Below are 19677 nucleotides of genomic sequence, written 5' to 3' on the forward strand. Positions count from 1 at the left end.
GTAATTGGTGATTGGTAATATTTTTATTTAATTGCCAATTCTCATTACAATCAAAATTCAATCACCGGCAAAATTTGAACATTTGCATTGCTGTTAATTTGCTCACCCATAAAACTGAGACACCCAAAGGCTTTTAGCACTGTCACCTGCTGTAAAATCTTTGTTAGCAACTTAATCGCGAATTTTTCTATCAACTGAGACCTAACAACTAATTATGACCAAATATATAATGTGGGGCAGCTACTGCGAAGATGTGTTAGAAAAACGTACACCTTATCGTCAGGCCCATTTAGACGGACTAGCTAAACAAAAGGAATCCGGTGTACTAATTACTATTGGCCCTACGGCAGATGTAACTAAGGTTTTTGGTATTTATGAAGCCGAAGACGAAGCAACAGTACGTCAAATAGTCGAATCTGATCCTTATTGGCAAAATGGGATTTGGACTGAATATGAAATCAAGGAATGGATTCAAGTCTTTTAGAGCAAAATAGGGTTTTAATAACTGTAATTTGGCAGATTCTGTTTAGTTATACACCCAGAATTAACTGAGATAACGCTATCATTATATCTGCCAAAAAACTAAATTCCAGAAATATAAAATCATTCCTCTCAACTACTTTTACCTACCATCGGTTGAGGTAGGGAATGATGACACTATTGCCCGTTTTAAACTAGCTCAAACCAATATGACCATCAACGAAAGCGATACAACTGCAAAACCATCTGAAACTAAAAATTGGCGTGGTTGGCAGGAAAATTTAATTTTAATAGCGATCGCCCTGTGTTTGGCACTCTTGATTCGTACTTTTATCGCCGAACCACGATTAATCCCCTCAGAATCAATGTACCCTACCTTGCATACAGGCGATCGCCTCGTGGTCGAAAAAGTTTCCTATCGCTTTCATCCACCCACTACAGGTGATATCGTTGTGTTTACATCACCTGATGAATTACAGCGTCGTGGATATCCTGCCAACCAAGCTTTTATCAAGCGGGTAATCGCTAAATCAGGAGAACAAATCCAAATCAAGCGCGGTATAGTTTACCTGAATGGTCAGCCTCTAGACGAAAAATACATCGCTGAACCACCCAATCAACCATTCTCAGCAGTAACAGTCCCAGAAGGTGAATTTTTTGTGATGGGAGACAACCGTAATGATAGTAACGATTCACGCTACTGGGGCTTTTTACCACAAAAAAACATTATTGGTCGTGCTACCTTTCGCTTTTGGCCCCTCGACCGTCTTGGCTTAATTTAAAAGCTGCTACAACATTCCCCATCTTTCTTTTTATCGATGGGGTAAAACTCCTACCTATTAGCAATAGAAGAATATCAGTAAATCATACATTTTTAATTTGCTATCGCCTGTCAAATAACTGTTCAAAACTGCAAATAATACATTAACTGAGCGATCGCTTCACCAGATAATTGTAACCTTTGCTGAAAATCTACCAAATTTCGGTAAGGTCCAGCCGCTAAACGATTTTTTACCACAGCCTCCGCCAGTGAGGCATCTATCAGCGGAATCTTTGACAGTAATTCTACGCTAGCAGTATTTGGGTTCACTATAAATACTGGTCTATCTAAAGATTCTTCATCATAGAAAATAAAATTTATAAGTGGTTTTACTGGTTCCAGTCTTTGGACTGGCACATTCAATGCTGCGGCTACGTCTTCAATGCAGTAATATTTAACACCAGAGCGTGAAAGAGTAACAAGCGATCGCGCTTGATGGATGGATAAACCAGGTAACCGTAACCAATCGTCTACCGTTGCTTGATTAGCATCGATGCGGATACCTAATTGTACTGCCACTTGAATTTCTTCCCCTGATTGGAGACGATAGTAAGGATCACTGAGCAGCTTGGCTCGCAGTTTCTGCAACCGAATATTTGGAGGTAGCCAGTTGTTCATAATTTTTGCTTGCCTCAAGAAATCTGGTCTAGCATCTGACGACGCTTTTGTTCAAACTCATACTCAGAAATTAAACCATCTTGTCGGAGAGCATCTAACTCACGTAATGCACTAGCTACGGATTCCACCTGACTACTAACTGGCAATGAAGTTTTAGGGACTGCTTGACCGAAATTAAAATTCCGATCAAAAACTTCATCATCCTGTGCTAAGTACCACACACCCTCAATTGCACTAGCTACCTTAGGAATAGGAGTCCATGAGAGCAAAACATACAATATCCCCCACAGTGGTTGACCTAAATAAAACTTATGTAACCCAGAAATTGTCACTGTCCCAGAAAAGGCTAGAATAGCAGCTATACTTCGGCTCTTCCGTTTAGTAAATTTCATTCCCAAGAATCTCCAAATACCAACACTGTTCACTTAAGACAGCTATACTAGCAAATCACCATTAGTAATTCAGTCTCTTGAAATCTAGATGGTAAAACGTACCTATGAATATATTTTATGAATACAAGCAACAACTCTCTGTCACTGTTGGCCATCTTAGTGCCAACAAACCACGTAAAACTAGATAAAATAATCACATACATCAAAAACTTGATTCACGATAAATGTCCTGTTAAAGCCTTCATCTGCGAATATTACTACAATGTCACAGAAATCCCTACCACCAGAATGGCTTGACCTCCTTAAAGACCCCTATGCTATTTTGGGACTTTCTGTGAATGCTGACGAACGTCATTTGCTCAAACGGTATCACAGCCTAGCAAAAATACTACACCCAGATAACTATTTTCAAAGCAAAGATCCCAATAAAGAATTATCTAGATTACTATTCACTAGGTTGATTAATCCAGCTTATGAACAGTTAAAGCTATCTAAAAAGCGGCTTTTAACCATAGCCTCCTTACGGTTTGAGGCTAAATCATGGGACCAAGAAAAATTTATAGAATTTTATCCAGACATTGCCGAAGAAATAATGCCAATGTCTGCAAAAGAAGCTCAATTATTTTATGAAGATGCTATAGCCTCCTATGCAGAAGCCCAGTATAAATCACTAGAACAATCATATAAAGTTACACAACAAATCAATATTCTGAATTTAATGTACTTATATTTGCAACAGGATAATTATCAATTAACTTCAGAACCAAGGGTTTTATCATCCACACTCGCCATTAAACGACCGGAAACGCCACCATCTGAGATAACAACATCTGCTGCCAGAACCACTGTTGTTAAACCTATCCCCCTAGACTATGCCCAACGTCATTATGGCAGAGCAGTTCAATATGCTAATCAAAAACAATGGAACCTAGCCGTTCAAGAACTACGTGATGCTATCAAAATTGACCCTAATAACAGTGAATATTATGCTTTATTAGGAGTAGTTCACTTTCAACAGAAATTTCCGGGCATGGCCAAGGTATATATTCGCCAAGCACTAAAGTTGAATCCCCGGCAGCAATTAGCGTTGAAATATGCGGCAATTCTAAAAATCAAAGCCAATGAACCTGCTCATCCACAATCAATGGCTAAAGCCTTAGGGTTAGCACAGCTACTAGGCAAGTTTCTCTCCGGGGAACGCTCTTAATTCCATTCCTCTTAGCTGCATATCAGCCTCAAACACCAGGGTAGAGGGATATTCACTCGCAGCTTTGGACTTTGTTGCTTCTGTGCACCAAATTATCCCTCTTCTCAAATCTAAAATCTCAGGTTGGCAGTCAAGTAGTGAAATTTCGGTAAAAAACCGTACTGTAACCGAAACGTGTTTCCGAGATTTGTCCCCTAGACTAAAATTAGACTAGAGGCAAAACTTTGAGCTACTGAGTAATGGGACTCAGTTCAAAATCAGCAACATGGGATTCTTTGACTCTGAAATCGTACAACAAGAAGCCAAGAAACTGTTTGAAGATTATCAAGCATTAATTCAACTTGGCAGTAACTACGGCAAATTTGACCGTGAAGGCAAGAAAATGTTTATCGAGCAGATGGAATCCATGATGGATAGATATCGCGTCTTTATGAAGCGATTCGAGCTATCAGAGGACTTCATGGCACAAATGACCGTCCAACAACTGAAAACCCAATTAGGCCAATTTGGAGTGACTCCACAACAGATGTTTGAACAAATGCACTTCACCCTAGAAAGGATGAAGGCAGAAATAGAAAAAACACCTTAAATTCCCAACTATGACCCCTTAGGACGGGGAAAAGCCGAAAGAGGTTTAAAGTTCTCCACTGGCACATCCTTCAGCGCCTTGGTCATAAAGTCTCGCCAAATGGGAGCTACCATCACACCTCCAGTAGCACCACTAGCTAGTTGTCTATTGTCATCACGACCGACCCAGACAGCAGTTGTTAGTTGTGGCACAGTACCAACAAACCAAATATCTTTTTCCGAAGAGGTAGTTCCTGTCTTACCTGCCGCAGGACGGCCCGGGTCAGCATTTTTACCCGTTCCTTCAGTAATTACTGCCCGCATAATTTCAATAGTTGCTGCCGATGCCCAAGGGTCGAGAACTTGCTTAGGCTTAGGTGTATTATCAAGCAAAACATTACCACTACTATCAGTTATTCGGGCAACCACAGTCGGTGGTGACTGCCAACCATAGTTAGCAAAAGTAGCGTAGGCACTAGCCATTTCCAATGGTGTCACCCCAATTGCACCCAAAGGTAGAGAAGTTACAGGTTCCATCGGACTCATAATCCCCAAAGTCCGGCAGGTTTCGATCACTTTGTTCATTCCTACAGCTTTACCGAGTTTAATAACTGGAATGTTACGAGACTGGGCCAGAGCAGTACGAATAGACATCGCACCAGCAAAACTACCATCATAGTTACGGGGATAGTACCAGCCATTACCATCTTGATAACCAACTGGAGCATCAACTACGGTACTGCTGGGAGTATATTTACCTGTGGCAAAAGCAGCATAATAAACGAAGGGTTTAAAAGACGAACCTGGTTGGCGTTGAGCTTGGGTAGCGCGGTTAAATTCACTAGATTTGGGATCTACACCGCCCACGAGTGCTTTGACAAAGTGTGTTCGTGGATCAATCGCTACTAAAGCTAGTTGATTTTTAGATAAACCTTGTCCTAACAGTTTTTGATGCCATTCCCTCACCGTCGCTTCGGCCATTTCTTGGAATTTAGCATCAACTGTGGTTTGTACCCGCATTCCACCTTTCAGTAGGGCATCCCGTCCAAACTTCTTCGCTAATTCTTGGGCTACTGTATTGGTGATATAGGGTAGGGCACTACCTTGAAATGATCTAATTCTCCCCAATTTAATTTCTTGTTTCAGGGCATTGTCATACTCTTTTTGAGTAATCCAGTTTAAGTCCAGCATCCGCCCTAATACTTCTTTTTGCTTTTGCTTGGCCAATTTCATGCTGACAAAGGGACTAAACTCTTCTGGGGCTTGAATTAACCCTGCCATCATGGCTGACTCAGCTAAATTTAAACTTTCTGCGGATTTGTTAAAGTAACTGCGGGCAGCAGTTTGGACTCCATAGTTGTTATGACCCCAATACACTTGGTTGAGGTACATTTCTAAAATTTGGTCTTTAGTCAGAATTTGTTCTAAGCGAATAGCGAGGACAGCCTCGGCAATTTTCCGGGTCACTGCTCGTCTTTGGGATAAAAATAGGTTTTTTACTAACTGCATGGTGATGGTAGAACCACCCTCACGCACACTCCCTGCAACGGAGTTCACCACAATGGCACGACCAATACCAGTGGGGTTAATGCCGTGGTGATAGTAAAAATGCCCGTCTTCACTGGCTAGTACGGCTCGTTTGAGATTGGGAGAAATTCTATCTAAGGGAACAACTTCTCGATTCGCTTCACCGTGAATACCAGCTAAAAGTTTACCTTTAATATCGTATATGTAAGTTGTTTCTGAAGGAAAAAAGTTACGAATTTGTCTAACATCTGGCAAATTACGGAAACTAATGGCTAGTCCGACCAGTGCTCCGGCTACAATGGAACTTGCCAGCATGGTGATACATAGCAGAGTCCCGCCAGTTACTTGGCCGACTCCTTTAAAAAAGTCAAAACTAGATGAAGCCTGACCTTGTGGCTGTTTGTTTGCAAAAGTCCTAGACGACACGGCGATTTCACTTCCTCACTTGTAAATATAAATGTAATTGATGAGATGAAAAAAGGCGGTTAATTTTTTGCAATTATAGTAGTTTGGCAGAGAAAACAACGGATCAGTTGCTAGTGAACATAACCAACCTAACTTCTAGAGTGCAAAGTGTAGTTAATAGTGAATCTCCTAGTATGGCGCAAAATTTTGATTGGCTGCGTCGTGGGGTGGCAGAGATTTTTCCTCAACCCAGTGATGCTGATAGTGAAACTGAAAGTCTAGAAAAGCGGTTGGCAAATGCAAACCATCCGTTAAGAATCAAGTTGGGTATTGACCCTACAGGTGCAGATATTCACCTTGGTCATAGCATACCTGTGCGAAAACTGCGAGCATTTCAAGATGCTGGCCATACGGCAGTCCTGATTATTGGTGATTTTACCGCACGCATTGGCGATCCTACTGGAAAATCCGAGGTGCGTCGCCAGCTGACGGAAGCTGAAGTGGCGCACAACGCCCAAACCTATTTAGACCAGGTTCGGCCTATTTTGGATTTTGATACGCCAGGACGTTTAGAAGTACGTTACAACTCCGAATGGCTTTCCCGGTTAGATTTAGGGAAAACTTTAGAATTGCTGTCCACAATGACCGTGGGGCAGATGTTGGCCAAAGAAGGTTTTGCAGAACGCTATAAAAAAGAGAATCCGATTTTCCTCCACGAGTTCCTTTATCCACTAATGCAGGGTTTTGATTCTGTGGCAGTAGAAGCAGATGTGGAGTTAGGAGGAACTGACCAGAAATTTAATATTGCTGTGGGACGAGATTTGCAGCGGCATTTTGGACTAAAGCCACAGTTTGGGTTGCTGTTGCCAATTTTGATTGGTACAGATGGTGTGCAGAAGATGTCTAAATCCTTGGGGAATTATGTGGGGTTGTCGGAACATCCTGCACAAAAATATCAAAAGTTGCAAGGAGTTCCAGATAACTTACTGGCACAATATTTTGAATTATTAACAGATTTACCTTTAGATACATTGCCAGAAAATCCACGCGATCGCCAGAAACTTTTGGCGTGGGAAATTGTTCGTCAATATCACGGGGAAGCGGCCGCTAATGAAGCGCAAAAAGCTGCTGAATCGGGAGGAGAAAAGGGTGAATTACCGGAATTTTCTTTAGAGAGTATTTCTCAGTTCCCAGTGAAGTTGTCTTATCTTCTGGGTGCTAGCGGTTTATGCAAAAGCGGTGGTGAAGGGAAACGGAAGATTCAAGAAGGTGGTGTGCGGTTAGATGGAACTAAGGTAAATGACCCTGATACTGCTTTCCAGCAAGCTAGTGATTTAGATGGTAAAGTGCTGCAAGTTGGGAAAAATAAATTTGTCCGACTCGTATTGTAACTTCTGAATTTCTGTTCGCGCAGCGTGCCGTAGGCATACTCCTGAACGCCTGAACTCCTAAACTTCTGTAACTCCTGAACTTCTGTAACTCCTGAACTCCTAAACTCCTCCCCATGACCACTGACAAAGTTATCGTTGCTTTAGATGTACCAGATTTAGAAAGCGCGATCGCACTAATTGATAAAATTCCCCAAGTTTCTTTTTGGAAAGTCGGTTTAGAATTATTTACTAGCACTGGCCCCGCTATTCTTGAAGAGTTAAAATCTCGGCAAAAGCGGATTTTTCTGGATTTGAAGTTTCATGATATCCCCAATACTGTAGCTGGTGCTTGTCGTTCCGCTGCTAAATATGGGGTAGATTTGTTGACTGTCCATGCCACGGCTGGTAGTGATGCGCTCAAAGCCGCGACGGCAGCAGTACAAACCAGTTCTGCCCAAGCAGGAACAAAACCACCAAAATTAATTGCTATTACTCTGTTGACGAGTATTTCCTCTAGACAGTTGGCCTTTGATTTGAAAATTCCTTTGGAATTGCCAGAATTCGCCTTACAAATGGCCCTATTAGCCCAAGAATCTGGTCTAGATGGGGCAGTTTGTTCACCCCAAGAGGTGGCACAGTTGCGGGAGACTTGTGGGAAAAATTTTGTGTTAGTGTGTCCTGGTGTCCGTCCGAGTTGGGCTGATGCAGGAGACCAAAAGCGATCGCTCACTCCTTCCCAGGCTATCAAAGCTGGTGCAGATTATCTAGTCATTGGTCGTCCCATTACTGCGGCGGCTGACCCAGAATTAGCTTGGCATAAAATTGTGGAAGAATTAAACACAGTCTCATGAACACAGGAATCAAGCCGAAAAATCATCGTTCCTGGTTAGTAGCCACTGGCTGCTGGCTACTATTCGCTTCTGGCTTCGATTCCCCAGCTTTATCTTTGCAGCTAACTTTCCGTCCCTCTTCCCCAACGGGGAGGGGTGATAATTTGCTTTGCAGTCAACAAAGTTTGGAAACATTAACTACACAGTTAATGCTAGATTTACCGAGCTATGCTAACCGCGCTGCTCAACGGTCTCGACGGCTGCGTCGTAGTGTGGATATCTTTCCTTATATCCTGACGGCAGGGAAAGCAGAACTTCAACCCCTGCCCTTAAATCCTGGTTTAGCAACAGGCGATCGCTATGCTTCCGAAAATGTAGAGCAAGTGTTTTTTACTACGTTAGAAAGACAGTATTTAAAAAATCAAGCTGTAGAATTACAACAATTTCACAGATTATTTTTGACTAAAACCAAACTGGGTTGGCAGGTCGTGATGATGTACACCCAAACAGGCGAATATCCAGTCAAACAGCCAATTGCCCCACCTAGAGAAAGCACCGATAGTGCGATCGCTCAAGGTGTTAAACTGTGGCTGAGAGATTGTCAAGCAGATGCACTGCGTTTAAATAAATAAAAAATACAGATATTAACAGGCTAAAATATCCTCTCCAAAACCGTTATTAACCGCTTTGATTTTGATTTTGCAGCAAGGGACGAACAAAAAAGTATCCTGCACTAAATCCCGTGATAATAATCAACACAATAATTAACGCTAACCACCAGCCACTAATTTCTTTGACCTCAGAACTACCAGGGGAGTAATAACGCACTTCCTGTTCTTCCACATATACTGTTTCTGAAGTGGGAAAGTGATGACTTACGGGTCGATAAGCTTCCTCACGACGCTGTGGCTGTACAGCCCCATCTCTAGTAGATTGGGCAACTGGTTGACGCTGACGCGCTTCTGGATGACTAGACTTAGGGGTGTGAACCTTTTCCCCTTGATGAGGTGGTGCTGGTTGATGATTGGGTATGGATGGAGTTTCCACCAACTTTTGCAAGTAAGCAAAAGACTGAACAACCTTGGCAACTTCCTGACGTAGTAATTGATTCTCCTGAACTAACTTTTGATTTTGAGCAGTGACTACATCTAACTTCGCTTGTACTGCTTGCAACTCAGCAGATAACTCCCGATACACATACAGAGGTACGGATGGGGAATAGCTAGTAGTCGGGGGTTTAGTATTGGCATAACCTGTATGTGTTTGCATTGTGAGCCTGGTATCAAAAAATTATTCAGATTAACAAGAGATGCTATCAGAGTTTTGGTTAGCCTTGAAACTATGCCTAAGAATAAGGGAAAATCTTCTGAAGAGCCAAGATATAAAATTTACTTATTAATTGGTGTTGGATGTCACCAGCTGTAAGTAACAGTGAAAGAAATGGTGATGATTATATTTTTAACTAAAATGGGCAGAACTGTCTCTTGATGGCAACAATGGGAAAAAGTGTCCCACAGGGCCTTGCCCTTGACCAATATCTAAGGAATATTGCAGTGCTGTGGTGACATATTTTTTAGCTTCTTGTACGGCTGTCCATAAGTCATGACCTAAAGCCAAATTAGCAGCGATCGCAGCTGATAAAGTACAACCAGTACCATGGGTATTTTTCGTATCTACAACTTCGGTCTTCAACACTTCCAACTTATCACCATCAAACCACACATCCACACCACGACCAGCACCAGACATACCCCCACCCTTGACTAAAACAGCATTTACATTCAACTGTTGATGAATAACTTGGGCTGCTGTTTGCATCTCCTCTAAATTAGTGATTTCTAATCCGCTTAAAATCTGTGCCTCATAGCGGTTTGGCGTAACAATAGCAGCTTGGGGGATAAGATCATGCCGCAAAGTATTGATAGCCTGATCATCAATCAATTGTGCCCCAGCCCGTGACACCATCACTGGGTCAACCACTAAGTTATTGATTTGTAAAACTTTGACCTGTTCCGCAACAGCGGCAATAATATCTTGATTGAGCAGCATTCCTGTTTTTGCTGCTTGTACACCAATATCCTCCACTACCGCCTGTATTTGGGCTATTATTGCTTCCTTTGGCATAGCATCCACTCGCGTTACACCCAAAGTGTTTTGTGCGGTAATGCAGGTAATGGCACTTGTACCATGAACGCAATGAAAAGCAAATGTGCGTAAGTCAGTTTGGATACCCGCACCACCACCGCTATCAGAACCAGCGATAGTTAAAGCTACAGCTATAGAGCGTTTATTCATTAGCTAACGTGAATATAAATTTCTCTAGAAATTAAATTGGATAATTTCCCGATTTGAATGTTTCTAACTCAGCTTGTAAACACCTAGTCCAATTTGCTGCTAGAGGAATTTCTGTAAAAGGTACGCGCACTGATTTAGAGTCGGGATTGACTAAAAATTCTAACTCAATTAAACGACCTTTTTGAGGGATATTTTCTAGATTGACTGGTTTATCATCTACCAAAAGATTGATTTGTTGAACATCCAACAAAGAAAAAGTTTCTAATTGCACTGGGCCTTTTGTTGTGGGTTTACCCCAGGTAATCTTGTCATCTTTTTGACCTAATACTGCATATATATCATATTTAGCTCTAGCAAACTGCTGCGCCCAATGGCGATAAGCTTCAACCTTTTGATATTCTTGTGAACCTTGCCAAGCTAACCAGAAAAAAGCCACCAACAGCGGCAGCCATAAAAGACCACGTTCCATATAGTCATAAGTGCAGATTTAGATTTATTCTAGGTCAGAAGTATGGCTGATGCCTCCGGCACGCTACCGCGTTATCGGAGCTTATAACTACTGCACGCTGCGCGTTAGCGTAGCTACTCTAGAAGAATCACACTGTCTTATACACGCCACACTATGCGAACAGGAGTTAAAAAATGCAACAACTAACACTAATGGCATGAATTATTCTGTAACTCCTAAACTTCTGTTCGCGTTCACGTAGTGTGCCGTAGGCATAGCGTGGCGAAGCCATACTTCTGAACTTCTGGACTTCTGAACTTCTGGACTTCTAGACTTCTGAACTTCTGAACTCCTGAACTTCTGAACTTCTGGACTCCTGAACTTCTGAACTTCTGAACTCCTGAACTTCTGAACTTCTGAACTTCTGAACTTCTGAACTTCTGGACTCCTGGACTTCTGAACTTCTGGACTCCTGAACTTCTGAAAATTGAAGATTCTTAATATATTGCAATTTTGTGCTTAAGTGGCAATTACGTTGTAACTTGTAAAATGCAGCTGTGACGTGGATCGTTGTCTAAATTGGGCGTTAAACGGTATTCATGAGCATTTCGACTTCTGTGCTGAGTGATTTGCTAAAGTCACTTCCTCACCTACGACCCCAGCTATATTTCAAGGCTTCACTAACGGCGCTCTCCCACGCGATGGAAGATCAGGTTTTGGCAGCCACTTTAGAGCAGCCCCTGATTATTGCCAGTTTCCAAAGAGAGCGATTTTACCGTCAAGAAGCTCATCGGTATCAACGGCTTGCGGAAAAAAGTAACCAAATATACGTATTATCTGCACCGGAAACGGAATTTGCTAATAGCTTTGACTATTATGAAAAAGTTGCTTTTGAACCAGATGATGCTTTAAGTCAGGAGTGGCATTTAGTGGTGGTAGCAGAAAATTATGCTACTTGTTTAGTTTGTCGGGAAAGCTTGGGTTCAATCACTAAAAATCAACAAATTCCAGAAATTAGTCTTGGTCTAGATATGGACACAGCGCGACGATTTGAGGGAATTTGGACTTCAGAACGGGGAGTAAGCCTCAAGGCGGCAGATTTGCTGTTAGAGAGGATTCTCGCCTACAGACCTGATTTAGCAGCAAAAATTGAACGAGTCAAAAGACAATTTGCAATTGGGGAGTTCAGCCACAATGCAGGGGAAAATTTAACTTCTGAGTATGCTTGTGGGATAGATACTAATCCCTTTGTGCAGCGTTTAGTGACGTATTTGCAAGCTAGCCAATACAAATTACTCAAAGCTTATCGGACTTTGGCTACTCAAGCACGAAAAGAGCGATTAGTCAATTCTATTAGTACAGCAATTAGACGATCGCTTGACCCCCATGAGGTACTGCAAGTAGCAGCAGAGGAATTAGGGCAACATTTGGGTGCCTGTCGCTGTTTAATTTACCGCGCTCAAGCTACAGATAGCCAAGCAGTAATTGAACACGAATTTTTAAACCGTGGTGTTGTCTCTCTTTGCGGGCAAACTTGGGAATTAGAACACAATCCTTTATTTCGGCAAATCTTACAAGATACTGATGGTGTCTGTATTGCTGACACAATTAGTGATTATCGTGTTACCAATTCACCAGCCCTGTCTGCCATTGTCAAACAATTTGGCATTCGTTCTTGGCTAATGGAACCTGTGTTGTATCAAGGGCGGCTACTGGGTATTATTGAGTTACATTATTGCTATTTTCCTGCCCATGATTGGCAATCGGGAGAGTTAGACTTAGTAAAAGCGATCGCTACTCAAATTGGTGCAGCACTGATTCAAGCTGAATCCTTTGCCAATTTAGAAGAACTCAACCAACAACTAGAAGCCTTAGACCGCACCCGTAGCAACTTAATCGCCATTACTGGACACGAACTTCGCACCCCCCTATCTACCATTCAAGTGTGCTTAGAAAGTTTGGCCAGTGAACCAGACATGCCCTTTGAGTTACAACAGGTCATGCTGAATACCGCCCTGTCTGACTCAGAACGGATGCGAAAATTAGTCCAGGACTTTCTCACCCTATCTAATCTAGAAAGCGGTCGAGTAGAATGGCATCCTGAATCTTTAACAGTACAGGAATGTGTAGATTTAGCCCTGAGTCGCTTACGTACCCGCCCCGGACAAGAAAAGCCTCCACAAATCAAAACAGACATTTCCCAATCCTTGCCATTGGTAAAAGCTGATGGTGATTGGTTAGTAGAAGTATTAGCAAAACTTATTGATAATGCTTGTAAATTTACACCCTCCCAAGGGGAAATTGTTATTAAAGCTACTAACGGCAATGCCCAGATGGTAGAGGTGACTATTGCTGATACAGGTAGAGGAATTGAACCCAACCGTCTAGAAATCGTCTTTGACCGCTTCTATCAAGAAGAGGGCGCACTGAGACGCACTGCTGGTGGTACAGGGCTAGGTTTGGCAATTTGCCGCCAAATCGTCAACGGCTGGGGAGGCAAAATTTGGGCTGAGTCCAAAGGTAAAGACCAAGGCAGCCAGTTTCACTTCACCATTCCTGTTGTCCAGGGGAGCTAGTTGAGGAAGCGGGGATAGGGGAAGAAGACAGAAGTTACAGAAGTTGCAGGAGTTACAGAATAATTCAAAAGAAGAAGACAGAAGTTACAGAAGTTGCAGGAGTTACAGAATGATTAATGCGATGACTGCTGAATTTTTGCATTTTAAACTCCTGTTCGCGTAGCGTGGCGTAAGCCATACTTCTGTTCGCGCAGCGTGCCGTAGGCATACTCCTGAACTCCTGAACTCCTGAACTCCTGAACTCCTGAACTTCTGTCATCCATGACTAAAAACTGTTACAGTCTATGACGCGATCGCAATATAAGTTAGGTTACGGTGTTAGTATGCCCTAAAAACGTTGAGAGACAACCTTATGGCGCAAACTCTAACAGGACAAACCCCCATTTTTGGTGGCAGCACTGGCGGTCTGCTCAAGAAAGCAGAAGTAGAAGAAAAATACGCGATTACTTGGACTAGCCCCAAGGAGCAAGTTTTTGAACTACCCACCGGTGGTGCTGCAACTATGCTCAAAGGCGAAAACCTCCTCTACATCGCTCGCAAAGAATATGGCATTGCCTTGGGAGCACAACTTCGTAAATTCAAAATCACAGATTACAAAGTTTACCGGATTCTCCCCACTGGCGAAACCACTTTCATCCACCCTGCTGATGGTGTGTTCCCAGAGAAGGTAAATGCTGGCCGCGAGAAAGTGCGCCATGTACCCCGCAGAATTGGACAAAACCCCAGTCCCTCTCAAGTTAAATTCAGTGGTAAAGCAACCCACGACGCATAAAAGCTAAATTAGCGGTAATTGGTGATGGGTAATTGGTAATGGGACAACTGTTACTTAATTACCCATTGCCTGTTACCAAGGTGTCTTTAAACTGAAAATTTATTTTTTGCTTGGTTTCCCAGATTGACAATTAATGTTAACTTACCTATAGCTAATTACCCAATTAAGTATTTATTGGCAGAAAAATTAATTTCTGAATTTTTGATTTGCTAAAAATCTATGATATTCCCCGATTTTGACCAGTTTCAACAGCTAGCTGAACAAGGAAATTTTGTGCCAGTGTATCAGGAATGGGTAGCTGATTTAGATACTCCTGTTTCTGCTTGGTACAAGGTTTGTGCTGGTCAACCCTACAGCTTTTTGCTGGAGTCGGTGGAAGGTGGAGAAAAGTTAGGACGCTATAGTTTACTTGGTTGTAACCCATTGTGGATTTTGGAAGCAAGGGGGGATAAAACTGTCCAAACTCACCGTGATGGTTCCCAAGTTTTATTTACTGGTGATCCTTTTACGGCTTTATCTGCATGTTTACAGCCCTATCAGCCAGTTAAACTACCGCAACTGCCGGTGGGAATTGGTGGTTTATTTGGATTTTGGGGTTATGAATTAATCAATTGGATTGAACCCCGTGTACCTGTCTATCCACCAGATGAGCGGAATATCCCTGATGGGTTGTGGATGCAGGTAGACCATTTATTGATTTTTGACCAGGTAAAACGGAAAATTTGGGCGATCGCCTATGCTGATTTGCGCGCCCCCAATGTTAATTTAGAGTTAGCCTACGAACAGGCGTGCGATCGCATCAGCCAAATGGTAGATAAGTTATCTCTACCCCTATCTCCACAAAGCACCAAATTAGCTTGGACAGCCCCTGGAAACAAGCCTAAAGCCGGAATTGAAGAATATACCAGCAACTTCACCCGTCAAGAATTTTGTGCCAGCGTGGAAAAAGCCAAAGAATATATTAAAGCGGGAGATATTTTCCAAGTAGTCATTTCTCAGCGCCTCTCTACAGAATATCAAGGCGACCCCTTTGCTCTTTATCGTTCCCTACGCCAGATTAATCCTTCTCCCTACATGGCTTATTTTCACTTTAACGACTGGCAAATCATTGGTTCCAGTCCAGAAGTCATGGTGAAGGCAGAAAGAGACCCAGAGGGCGGAATTCTTGCCACAGTCCGTCCCATAGCAGGAACTAGACCCAGAGGGAAGACACCCCAAGAAGACGCAGCTTTTGCTGAAGATTTACTCCAAGACCCCAAAGAAATCGCTGAACACGTGATGTTAGTTGATTTGGGTCGCAATGACTTAGGGCGAGTTTGCACCAGTGGTAGCGTCAAAGTAGACGAGTTAATGGTGATTGAACGCTATTCCCATGTTATGCACATAGTGAGTAACGTTGTGGGTAAATTATCCCCAGACAAAACAGCTTGGGACTTGCTCAAAGCGTGCTTCCCCGCTGGTACAGTGAGTGGTGCGCCAAAAATTCGGGCTATGGAAATTATCAATGAATTAGAACCAACCCGTCGAGGCGTATATTCTGGGGTTTATGGATACTACGATTTTGAAGGACAATTGAATAGTGCGATCGCCATTCGCACCATGGTATTACACAATCATACCGTCACAGTGCAAGCAGGAGCAGGATTAGTTGCTGATTCTGAACCAGAAAAGGAATACGAAGAGACCCTTAATAAAGCTAGAGGCTTGTTAGAAGCCATTCGTTGTTTAAGATAAGTTTAGGTAGTTTCTTGAGCATATAGACCAAACAATTTGCTGACCTAAACGCTTGTCTCTGATGTGCGAGTTGATTTCCTCAGGAGAAGTTATGAACTCAGCTACCCATGAAAATGATTTTTATGCTTGGACACAAGAACAAGCACATCTATTAAGAACTGGACAACTTCATCAAATAGATTGGCACAATATAGCCGCAGAAATAGAAGACATGGGAAGGTCGGAAAAGCGACAATTAGAAAGTAGATTAGAAATATTAGTCATGCACTTGCTGAAATGGCAATTTCAGCCTAATTTACGTTCTCGTAGTTGGCAACTGACTATTAAAGAGCAACGCATTCGTCTAGAGAAACTACTACAAGAAAATCCTAGTCTTCAATCTAATTTAACCGAAATTATAGACATTGTTTATCCTCTAGCTAGTTTAAGTGCAGAGAGAGAAACTGGACTATCTTTATTTCCTCAAACCTGCCCTTATAGCCTCAAAGAAATATTTTCGCCAGAATTTTTACCAGATTAAAATTAATAAAAAATTTTTGCCCAAGTATTCAGAATTGGGTAATAGATGCTATCACAGATGGCAGTGTTGAAATACTTTAATGATCTAAAGTTTAGTTAACGCCCTGGCTTCCTGAGCTACGGCTATAAATTATAAAAATTTGTAATACCTAAAATTTATTTATTTCTGATTTTGATTTAGTAAAATTTACCAACAAAAGTACCAATCAACCCGTAAATTGCTACTATAACAAAAACATTTCCCTGCCATCAAAATTTTGAAGCTTTCACATAAATATTCTAGTTCTGGCAGATTAGAATATGCTAAAAGACTAGAGATATTAGGATAAGTAATTTGTACTTTTAATAATCCTAAATCATCTTTATTTCTTAAGCTAATGTAAATAGAAATAGGCTTAGTTAACCCAGGAGGAATAGCAATTTTTAACAATTCTTCTATTGCTCTAAGAATAATTAAACTACGCTCTGTTGATTCTGGTCTCCATGCCATAGGCATATCAACATGAAAATATAGATTGGGATGGGATGTAAACCATGTTTCCAGTAAATATTCAATTGATAACGGTAAACTGTCTTGAATTGATGCTGGACATAAACGCTCACTTAATTGCACTAAAGAATGATGAAAATTTTCAAATTTATTTAACCATTCTTGAGTCTTTTCGTAAGAAAAATTATGTGTATTTGTCGTTAATAAATCTAGTCGGCGGCGAATAGTGAAAGATTCTTGTAATAAGCCATCGCGAATTGTTTCAGCTTCCAAGAAAAATCTCATTGCTTGTCTATAAGACCACCATTTTAATGCTTGTTTCACTCTCGAATCGGCTGTCATAAACTTGATAATGATTATGACTAAAGTATTTGTACAAAAATAAAAATCGAAATTTGCATAGGATGGAGATAAAGTGAAAGTAATAATTCTCTTCCTTTTGCTCTTGTCCAAACATAAATCATCAATATCAAATTTGGACATTTAACTGAAACCGCAACAGATAATTATGATTATCAGCAACTATAAAATATGCAATAGTCACTTATAAATCGGTAATCAATCTTGCTTTTCTCAGCATAAATTGTAAGGCAGTTTCTTCTTTGGTAACAATATCAGCCTTAGCTTCCATTCCTGATTGCAGACGACACTTTTGTTCCTGATTACCAAAGGTTAACTTACGAGGTTCAATTGTCACTTCAAAGTAACTAGCATTCATAGCCATAGATGTAGCGTCAGCAGTATTATTAGAGTTATTCACTACATCTGGAGAAATCCATTTAACAACACCTTCTAGGGTTCCATAATCGGGATAAGGACAGGCATCAATTCGTAAATAAACTTTTTGACCTACGGCAACCTTATGAATTTCATCAGTATTAATCATTGCTTTAATGACTAAGGCAGCATTAGCAGGAACAATCTCAGCAATAGATTCACTAGCTCTAACTACTTGACCAGGATTTCTTAAATTCAGCTTGAGAATAATCCCACTACTTGTAGCAACAATTGTACTGATTTTGATTTGATTATCGACTTGCTGTAGTTCTGTTTTTGATTGGATAACTTGGCTTTGCAGTTGGACTTTGCGCTCAATTAAAGCTTGTTTTTCCTTACTTAAAGTAGCAATTGTGGCCTCACCTCTAGCACTTTCTTGAGCAATTCGTGCTGTTGCTATAGTCACGACGGCCGAAGTAGGATTAGCCGCAGCTTTAGCCGTTCTCACCCTAATTCTGGCTATTTCTACAGCCTTTTGCTCAGATTTTAAGGCTGATTGTAGCTGCTTAACAATTAATTTCTTTTGCTCAAATTCCCGTTTTCCAATCGCTCCTATTTGAGATAATTGTCGATAGCGATCGCTATCCACTTTTGCAAATGCTAAATCAGCTTCAGCTTTCTCTAAATCTAATTCTGATTTTTCCAAACTTGCTAGAGATGTGAGCAAATCATTCTGAGTGTTGACTTGCTTTTCCTGGTAGTCTCTTTGATTACGAAGTAAATCAGCCTGAGCAGCAGCAACCGTTCTTTCTATTACTCTTTTTTCTGCTAAAATCTGACTATCTAAGGCAGAAATTTGAGCATCAATCTGCACAATCTGTAGTCTACTTTGTTGGATATTATCTTGTAATTGATTTCTTTTGAGTAGCAATGCTTCAGTATCAAGTTGGGCAATTGTATCTCCCAATTTTACCGTTTGATTTTCCTTGACTAAGATATTTTTGACAGTACCTTCAATCTTAGATTGGGTCAAACGTACTTCTCCAGTAGGACGAACCATAGCCGCAGCTTTTACCGTGACATTATATTTCATCCAGGAGGACAGAGCGATACTAGAAATAACCGTAACAACCAACAAAATTCCTGTGAGAGAAAGCCACCGACTAATAGGAGGAAGAACTTCATCAGTCTCAGCAGAAGCGAAAATTTTTTGATTATGAGTGTAGAGCATAGTTACCTATCAAATTACTATTCACTCGAAAAGAAAAACCAACGTTTATATAATTAATTTTCCACTCCTCTCCAGACATGCTCTTTTTCACTCCCTCCTGATAGTTTTTAGCTATTAAAACATGATTCTTGATAAGAAGTTACTACCTCTATTTTGACGGCGATTGCGACCTCCAAAAAACTCAGCCATGACAAAGGTAGTTTGATTAAATTGGTACTCACTTTCATTGAGTGCTGCACCGACAAAATTGCCATCAGAGATATTTACTAAACTGCGACCACGCGTATAAATGTTAGTATCTTGTAAAAATACATAACGCATCGTCAAAGGAGAATTGAAAAAACCACCACCAGCAGTTTCTTGTTCAGACTCAGATAAATCATGAAATAAATCGGAATTAGGATTTTTTTTCTGATTAAACACTATATTTTCCTCTGCTCAATGTCAATAACTACTAATGGTTATACTAGTAAGTAGAGTTGCTCATTTTTTTGTGTAAATCCAGCGAATAAATAACACAAATCAATGATTTTTAACCTCTACTTTTTAATTAATTCAAAAACAGCAGGTGGAGGAATAACATATAAAGCTGTGTGTGGAGAAGCCACCTGCTAATTTCATGGCGTAATCTTATGGGAAGGTTGGGAATACCAAGGTGGGAATGGCGATAATTTGACCC

21 protein-coding genes are annotated in these 19677 nt (G+C 41.2%); 11 read left to right on the plus strand and 10 right to left on the minus strand.

All coding sequences use genetic code 11. The features are described 5' to 3' along the window. The first annotated feature begins 214 nt into the window (after window positions 1-214). Window positions 215-484: a YciI family protein gene (locus H6G73_RS10330; protein WP_190604000.1), complete on the plus strand. Its 270-nt coding sequence runs from the start codon at window positions 215-217 to the stop codon at window positions 482-484. Between the two features lie 205 nt (window positions 485-689). Next, the gene (lepB, locus tag H6G73_RS10335; protein ID WP_190604002.1) at window positions 690-1262 is read left to right on the plus strand and encodes a signal peptidase I; all 573 of its coding nucleotides are present in this window, start codon (window positions 690-692) and stop codon (window positions 1260-1262) included. A gap of 122 nt (window positions 1263-1384) precedes the next feature. Here the strand turns inward: lepB and H6G73_RS10340 are convergent, their stop codons facing one another. Beyond that, window positions 1385-1918 (minus strand): helix-hairpin-helix domain-containing protein, encoded by a 534-nt coding sequence (locus H6G73_RS10340; protein WP_190604004.1) that lies wholly within the window; start codon window positions 1916-1918, stop codon window positions 1385-1387. 14 nt (window positions 1919-1932) lie between these two features. Further along, a complete protein-coding gene (locus H6G73_RS10345; protein ID WP_190604006.1) occupies window positions 1933-2310 on the minus strand; it encodes an NINE protein in 378 nt (125 codons plus the stop codon). A 262-nt stretch (window positions 2311-2572) separates the two neighbouring features. Between H6G73_RS10345 and H6G73_RS10350 the strand changes: the two genes are divergently transcribed. Together H6G73_RS10350 and H6G73_RS10355 are read left to right on the plus strand one after the other, a co-directional pair. After that, complete coding sequence (locus H6G73_RS10350) at window positions 2573-3517, plus strand: J domain-containing protein (protein WP_190604008.1); 945 nt, start codon at window positions 2573-2575, stop codon at window positions 3515-3517. Window positions 3518-3782: 265 nt separating this feature from the next. Further along, on the plus strand, window positions 3783-4106 hold the full coding sequence (locus H6G73_RS10355) for a DUF1825 family protein (protein WP_190604010.1): 324 nt from the start codon (window positions 3783-3785) through the stop codon (window positions 4104-4106). An 8-nt stretch (window positions 4107-4114) separates the two neighbouring features. Here H6G73_RS10355 and H6G73_RS10360 read toward each other — a convergent pair whose 3' ends face one another. After that, on the minus strand, window positions 4115-6037 hold the full coding sequence (locus H6G73_RS10360) for a transglycosylase domain-containing protein (protein ID WP_190604012.1): 1923 nt from the start codon (window positions 6035-6037) through the stop codon (window positions 4115-4117). Between the two features lie 113 nt (window positions 6038-6150). Here H6G73_RS10360 and tyrS point away from each other — a divergent pair, with 113 nt between their 5' ends. The 3 genes from tyrS to H6G73_RS10375 all read left to right on the plus strand — a co-directional run bounded on the left by tyrS (window position 6151) and on the right by H6G73_RS10375 (window position 8848). After that, window positions 6151-7407: a tyrosine--tRNA ligase gene (tyrS, locus tag H6G73_RS10365; protein WP_190604014.1), complete on the plus strand. Its 1257-nt coding sequence runs from the start codon at window positions 6151-6153 to the stop codon at window positions 7405-7407. 113 nt (window positions 7408-7520) lie between these two features. Continuing rightward, a complete protein-coding gene (pyrF, locus tag H6G73_RS10370; protein WP_190604016.1) occupies window positions 7521-8237 on the plus strand; it encodes an orotidine-5'-phosphate decarboxylase in 717 nt (238 codons plus the stop codon). Next, entirely contained in the window at window positions 8234-8848 is a 615-nt protein-coding gene (locus H6G73_RS10375) for a hypothetical protein (RefSeq protein WP_190604019.1), read from the plus strand. The genes pyrF and H6G73_RS10375 overlap by 4 nt, the downstream gene beginning before the upstream one ends. Before the next feature lie 46 nt (window positions 8849-8894). Here the strand turns inward: H6G73_RS10375 and H6G73_RS10380 are convergent, their stop codons facing one another. The 3 genes from H6G73_RS10380 to H6G73_RS10390 all read right to left on the minus strand — a co-directional run bounded on the left by H6G73_RS10380 (window position 8895) and on the right by H6G73_RS10390 (window position 10980). After that, on the minus strand, window positions 8895-9485 hold the full coding sequence (locus H6G73_RS10380; protein ID WP_190604021.1) for a hypothetical protein: 591 nt from the start codon (window positions 9483-9485) through the stop codon (window positions 8895-8897). Window positions 9486-9674: 189 nt separating this feature from the next. Beyond that, on the minus strand, window positions 9675-10511 hold the full coding sequence (thiD, locus tag H6G73_RS10385) for a bifunctional hydroxymethylpyrimidine kinase/phosphomethylpyrimidine kinase (protein WP_190604024.1): 837 nt from the start codon (window positions 10509-10511) through the stop codon (window positions 9675-9677). A gap of 31 nt (window positions 10512-10542) precedes the next feature. Beyond that, on the minus strand, window positions 10543-10980 hold the full coding sequence (locus tag H6G73_RS10390) for a hypothetical protein (RefSeq protein ID WP_190604026.1): 438 nt from the start codon (window positions 10978-10980) through the stop codon (window positions 10543-10545). 578 nt (window positions 10981-11558) lie between these two features. Here H6G73_RS10390 and H6G73_RS10395 point away from each other — a divergent pair. Continuing rightward, window positions 11559-13535, plus strand: a complete 1977-nt coding sequence (locus H6G73_RS10395; protein ID WP_190604029.1) for a DICT sensory domain-containing protein — start codon at window positions 11559-11561, stop codon at window positions 13533-13535. 64 nt (window positions 13536-13599) lie between these two features. Here the strand turns inward: H6G73_RS10395 and H6G73_RS10400 are convergent, their stop codons facing one another. Beyond that, window positions 13600-13743 (minus strand): hypothetical protein, encoded by a 144-nt coding sequence (locus tag H6G73_RS10400; RefSeq protein WP_190604031.1) that lies wholly within the window; start codon window positions 13741-13743, stop codon window positions 13600-13602. A gap of 144 nt (window positions 13744-13887) precedes the next feature. Between H6G73_RS10400 and H6G73_RS10405 the strand changes: the two genes are divergently transcribed. From H6G73_RS10405 to H6G73_RS10415, 3 genes are all read left to right on the plus strand, one after another. After that, window positions 13888-14307, plus strand: coding sequence for a photosystem I reaction center subunit II PsaD (locus H6G73_RS10405; protein ID WP_190604033.1), 420 nt, complete (start codon window positions 13888-13890; stop codon window positions 14305-14307). Window positions 14308-14526: 219 nt separating this feature from the next. After that, the gene (trpE, locus tag H6G73_RS10410; RefSeq protein ID WP_190604035.1) at window positions 14527-16041 is read left to right on the plus strand and encodes an anthranilate synthase component I; all 1515 of its coding nucleotides are present in this window, start codon (window positions 14527-14529) and stop codon (window positions 16039-16041) included. 91 nt (window positions 16042-16132) lie between these two features. Next, window positions 16133-16561, plus strand: coding sequence for a DUF29 domain-containing protein (locus tag H6G73_RS10415; RefSeq protein ID WP_190604037.1), 429 nt, complete (start codon window positions 16133-16135; stop codon window positions 16559-16561). Window positions 16562-16747: 186 nt separating this feature from the next. Here the strand turns inward: H6G73_RS10415 and H6G73_RS10420 are convergent, their stop codons facing one another. The 3 genes from H6G73_RS10420 to H6G73_RS10430 form a co-directional block, all read right to left on the minus strand. Continuing rightward, window positions 16748-17392: a hypothetical protein gene (locus H6G73_RS10420; RefSeq protein WP_190604039.1), complete on the minus strand. Its 645-nt coding sequence runs from the start codon at window positions 17390-17392 to the stop codon at window positions 16748-16750. A 202-nt stretch (window positions 17393-17594) separates the two neighbouring features. Further along, window positions 17595-18998 carry an HlyD family secretion protein gene (locus H6G73_RS10425; RefSeq protein ID WP_190604041.1) on the minus strand — a complete coding sequence of 468 codons (1404 nt, stop codon included), beginning with the start codon at window positions 18996-18998 and terminating at the stop codon, window positions 17595-17597. A 114-nt stretch (window positions 18999-19112) separates the two neighbouring features. Then, complete coding sequence (locus H6G73_RS10430; protein ID WP_190604043.1) at window positions 19113-19421, minus strand: hypothetical protein; 309 nt, start codon at window positions 19419-19421, stop codon at window positions 19113-19115. Window positions 19422-19677: the final 256 nt, after the last annotated feature.

It is taken from the genome of Richelia sinica FACHB-800, assembly GCF_014698825.1.
GTDB lineage: Bacteria > Cyanobacteriota > Cyanobacteriia > Cyanobacteriales > Nostocaceae > FACHB-800.

Coding starts and splice junctions, on each gene's coding strand:
- H6G73_RS10330 (WP_190604000.1), top strand. CDS start 215: ATGACCAAATATATAATGTGGGGCAGCTACTGCGAAGATGTGTTAGAA.
- lepB (WP_190604002.1), top strand. CDS start 690: ATGACCATCAACGAAAGCGATACAACTGCAAAACCATCTGAAACTAAA.
- H6G73_RS10340 (WP_190604004.1), bottom strand. CDS start 1,918: ATGAACAACTGGCTACCTCCAAATATTCGGTTGCAGAAACTGCGAGCC.
- H6G73_RS10345 (WP_190604006.1), bottom strand. CDS start 2,310: ATGAAATTTACTAAACGGAAGAGCCGAAGTATAGCTGCTATTCTAGCC.
- H6G73_RS10350 (WP_190604008.1), top strand. CDS start 2,573: ATGTCACAGAAATCCCTACCACCAGAATGGCTTGACCTCCTTAAAGAC.
- H6G73_RS10355 (WP_190604010.1), top strand. CDS start 3,783: ATGGGATTCTTTGACTCTGAAATCGTACAACAAGAAGCCAAGAAACTG.
- pyrF (WP_190604016.1), top strand. CDS start 7,521: ATGACCACTGACAAAGTTATCGTTGCTTTAGATGTACCAGATTTAGAA.
- H6G73_RS10375 (WP_190604019.1), top strand. CDS start 8,234: ATGAACACAGGAATCAAGCCGAAAAATCATCGTTCCTGGTTAGTAGCC.
- H6G73_RS10380 (WP_190604021.1), bottom strand. CDS start 9,485: ATGCAAACACATACAGGTTATGCCAATACTAAACCCCCGACTACTAGC.
- thiD (WP_190604024.1), bottom strand. CDS start 10,511: ATGAATAAACGCTCTATAGCTGTAGCTTTAACTATCGCTGGTTCTGAT.
- H6G73_RS10390 (WP_190604026.1), bottom strand. CDS start 10,980: ATGGAACGTGGTCTTTTATGGCTGCCGCTGTTGGTGGCTTTTTTCTGG.
- H6G73_RS10395 (WP_190604029.1), top strand. CDS start 11,559: ATGAGCATTTCGACTTCTGTGCTGAGTGATTTGCTAAAGTCACTTCCT.
- H6G73_RS10400 (WP_190604031.1), bottom strand. CDS start 13,743: ATGCCTACGGCACGCTGCGCGAACAGAAGTATGGCTTACGCCACGCTA.
- H6G73_RS10405 (WP_190604033.1), top strand. CDS start 13,888: ATGGCGCAAACTCTAACAGGACAAACCCCCATTTTTGGTGGCAGCACT.
- trpE (WP_190604035.1), top strand. CDS start 14,527: ATGATATTCCCCGATTTTGACCAGTTTCAACAGCTAGCTGAACAAGGA.
- H6G73_RS10415 (WP_190604037.1), top strand. CDS start 16,133: ATGAACTCAGCTACCCATGAAAATGATTTTTATGCTTGGACACAAGAA.
- H6G73_RS10420 (WP_190604039.1), bottom strand. CDS start 17,392: ATGACAGCCGATTCGAGAGTGAAACAAGCATTAAAATGGTGGTCTTAT.
- H6G73_RS10425 (WP_190604041.1), bottom strand. CDS start 18,998: ATGCTCTACACTCATAATCAAAAAATTTTCGCTTCTGCTGAGACTGAT.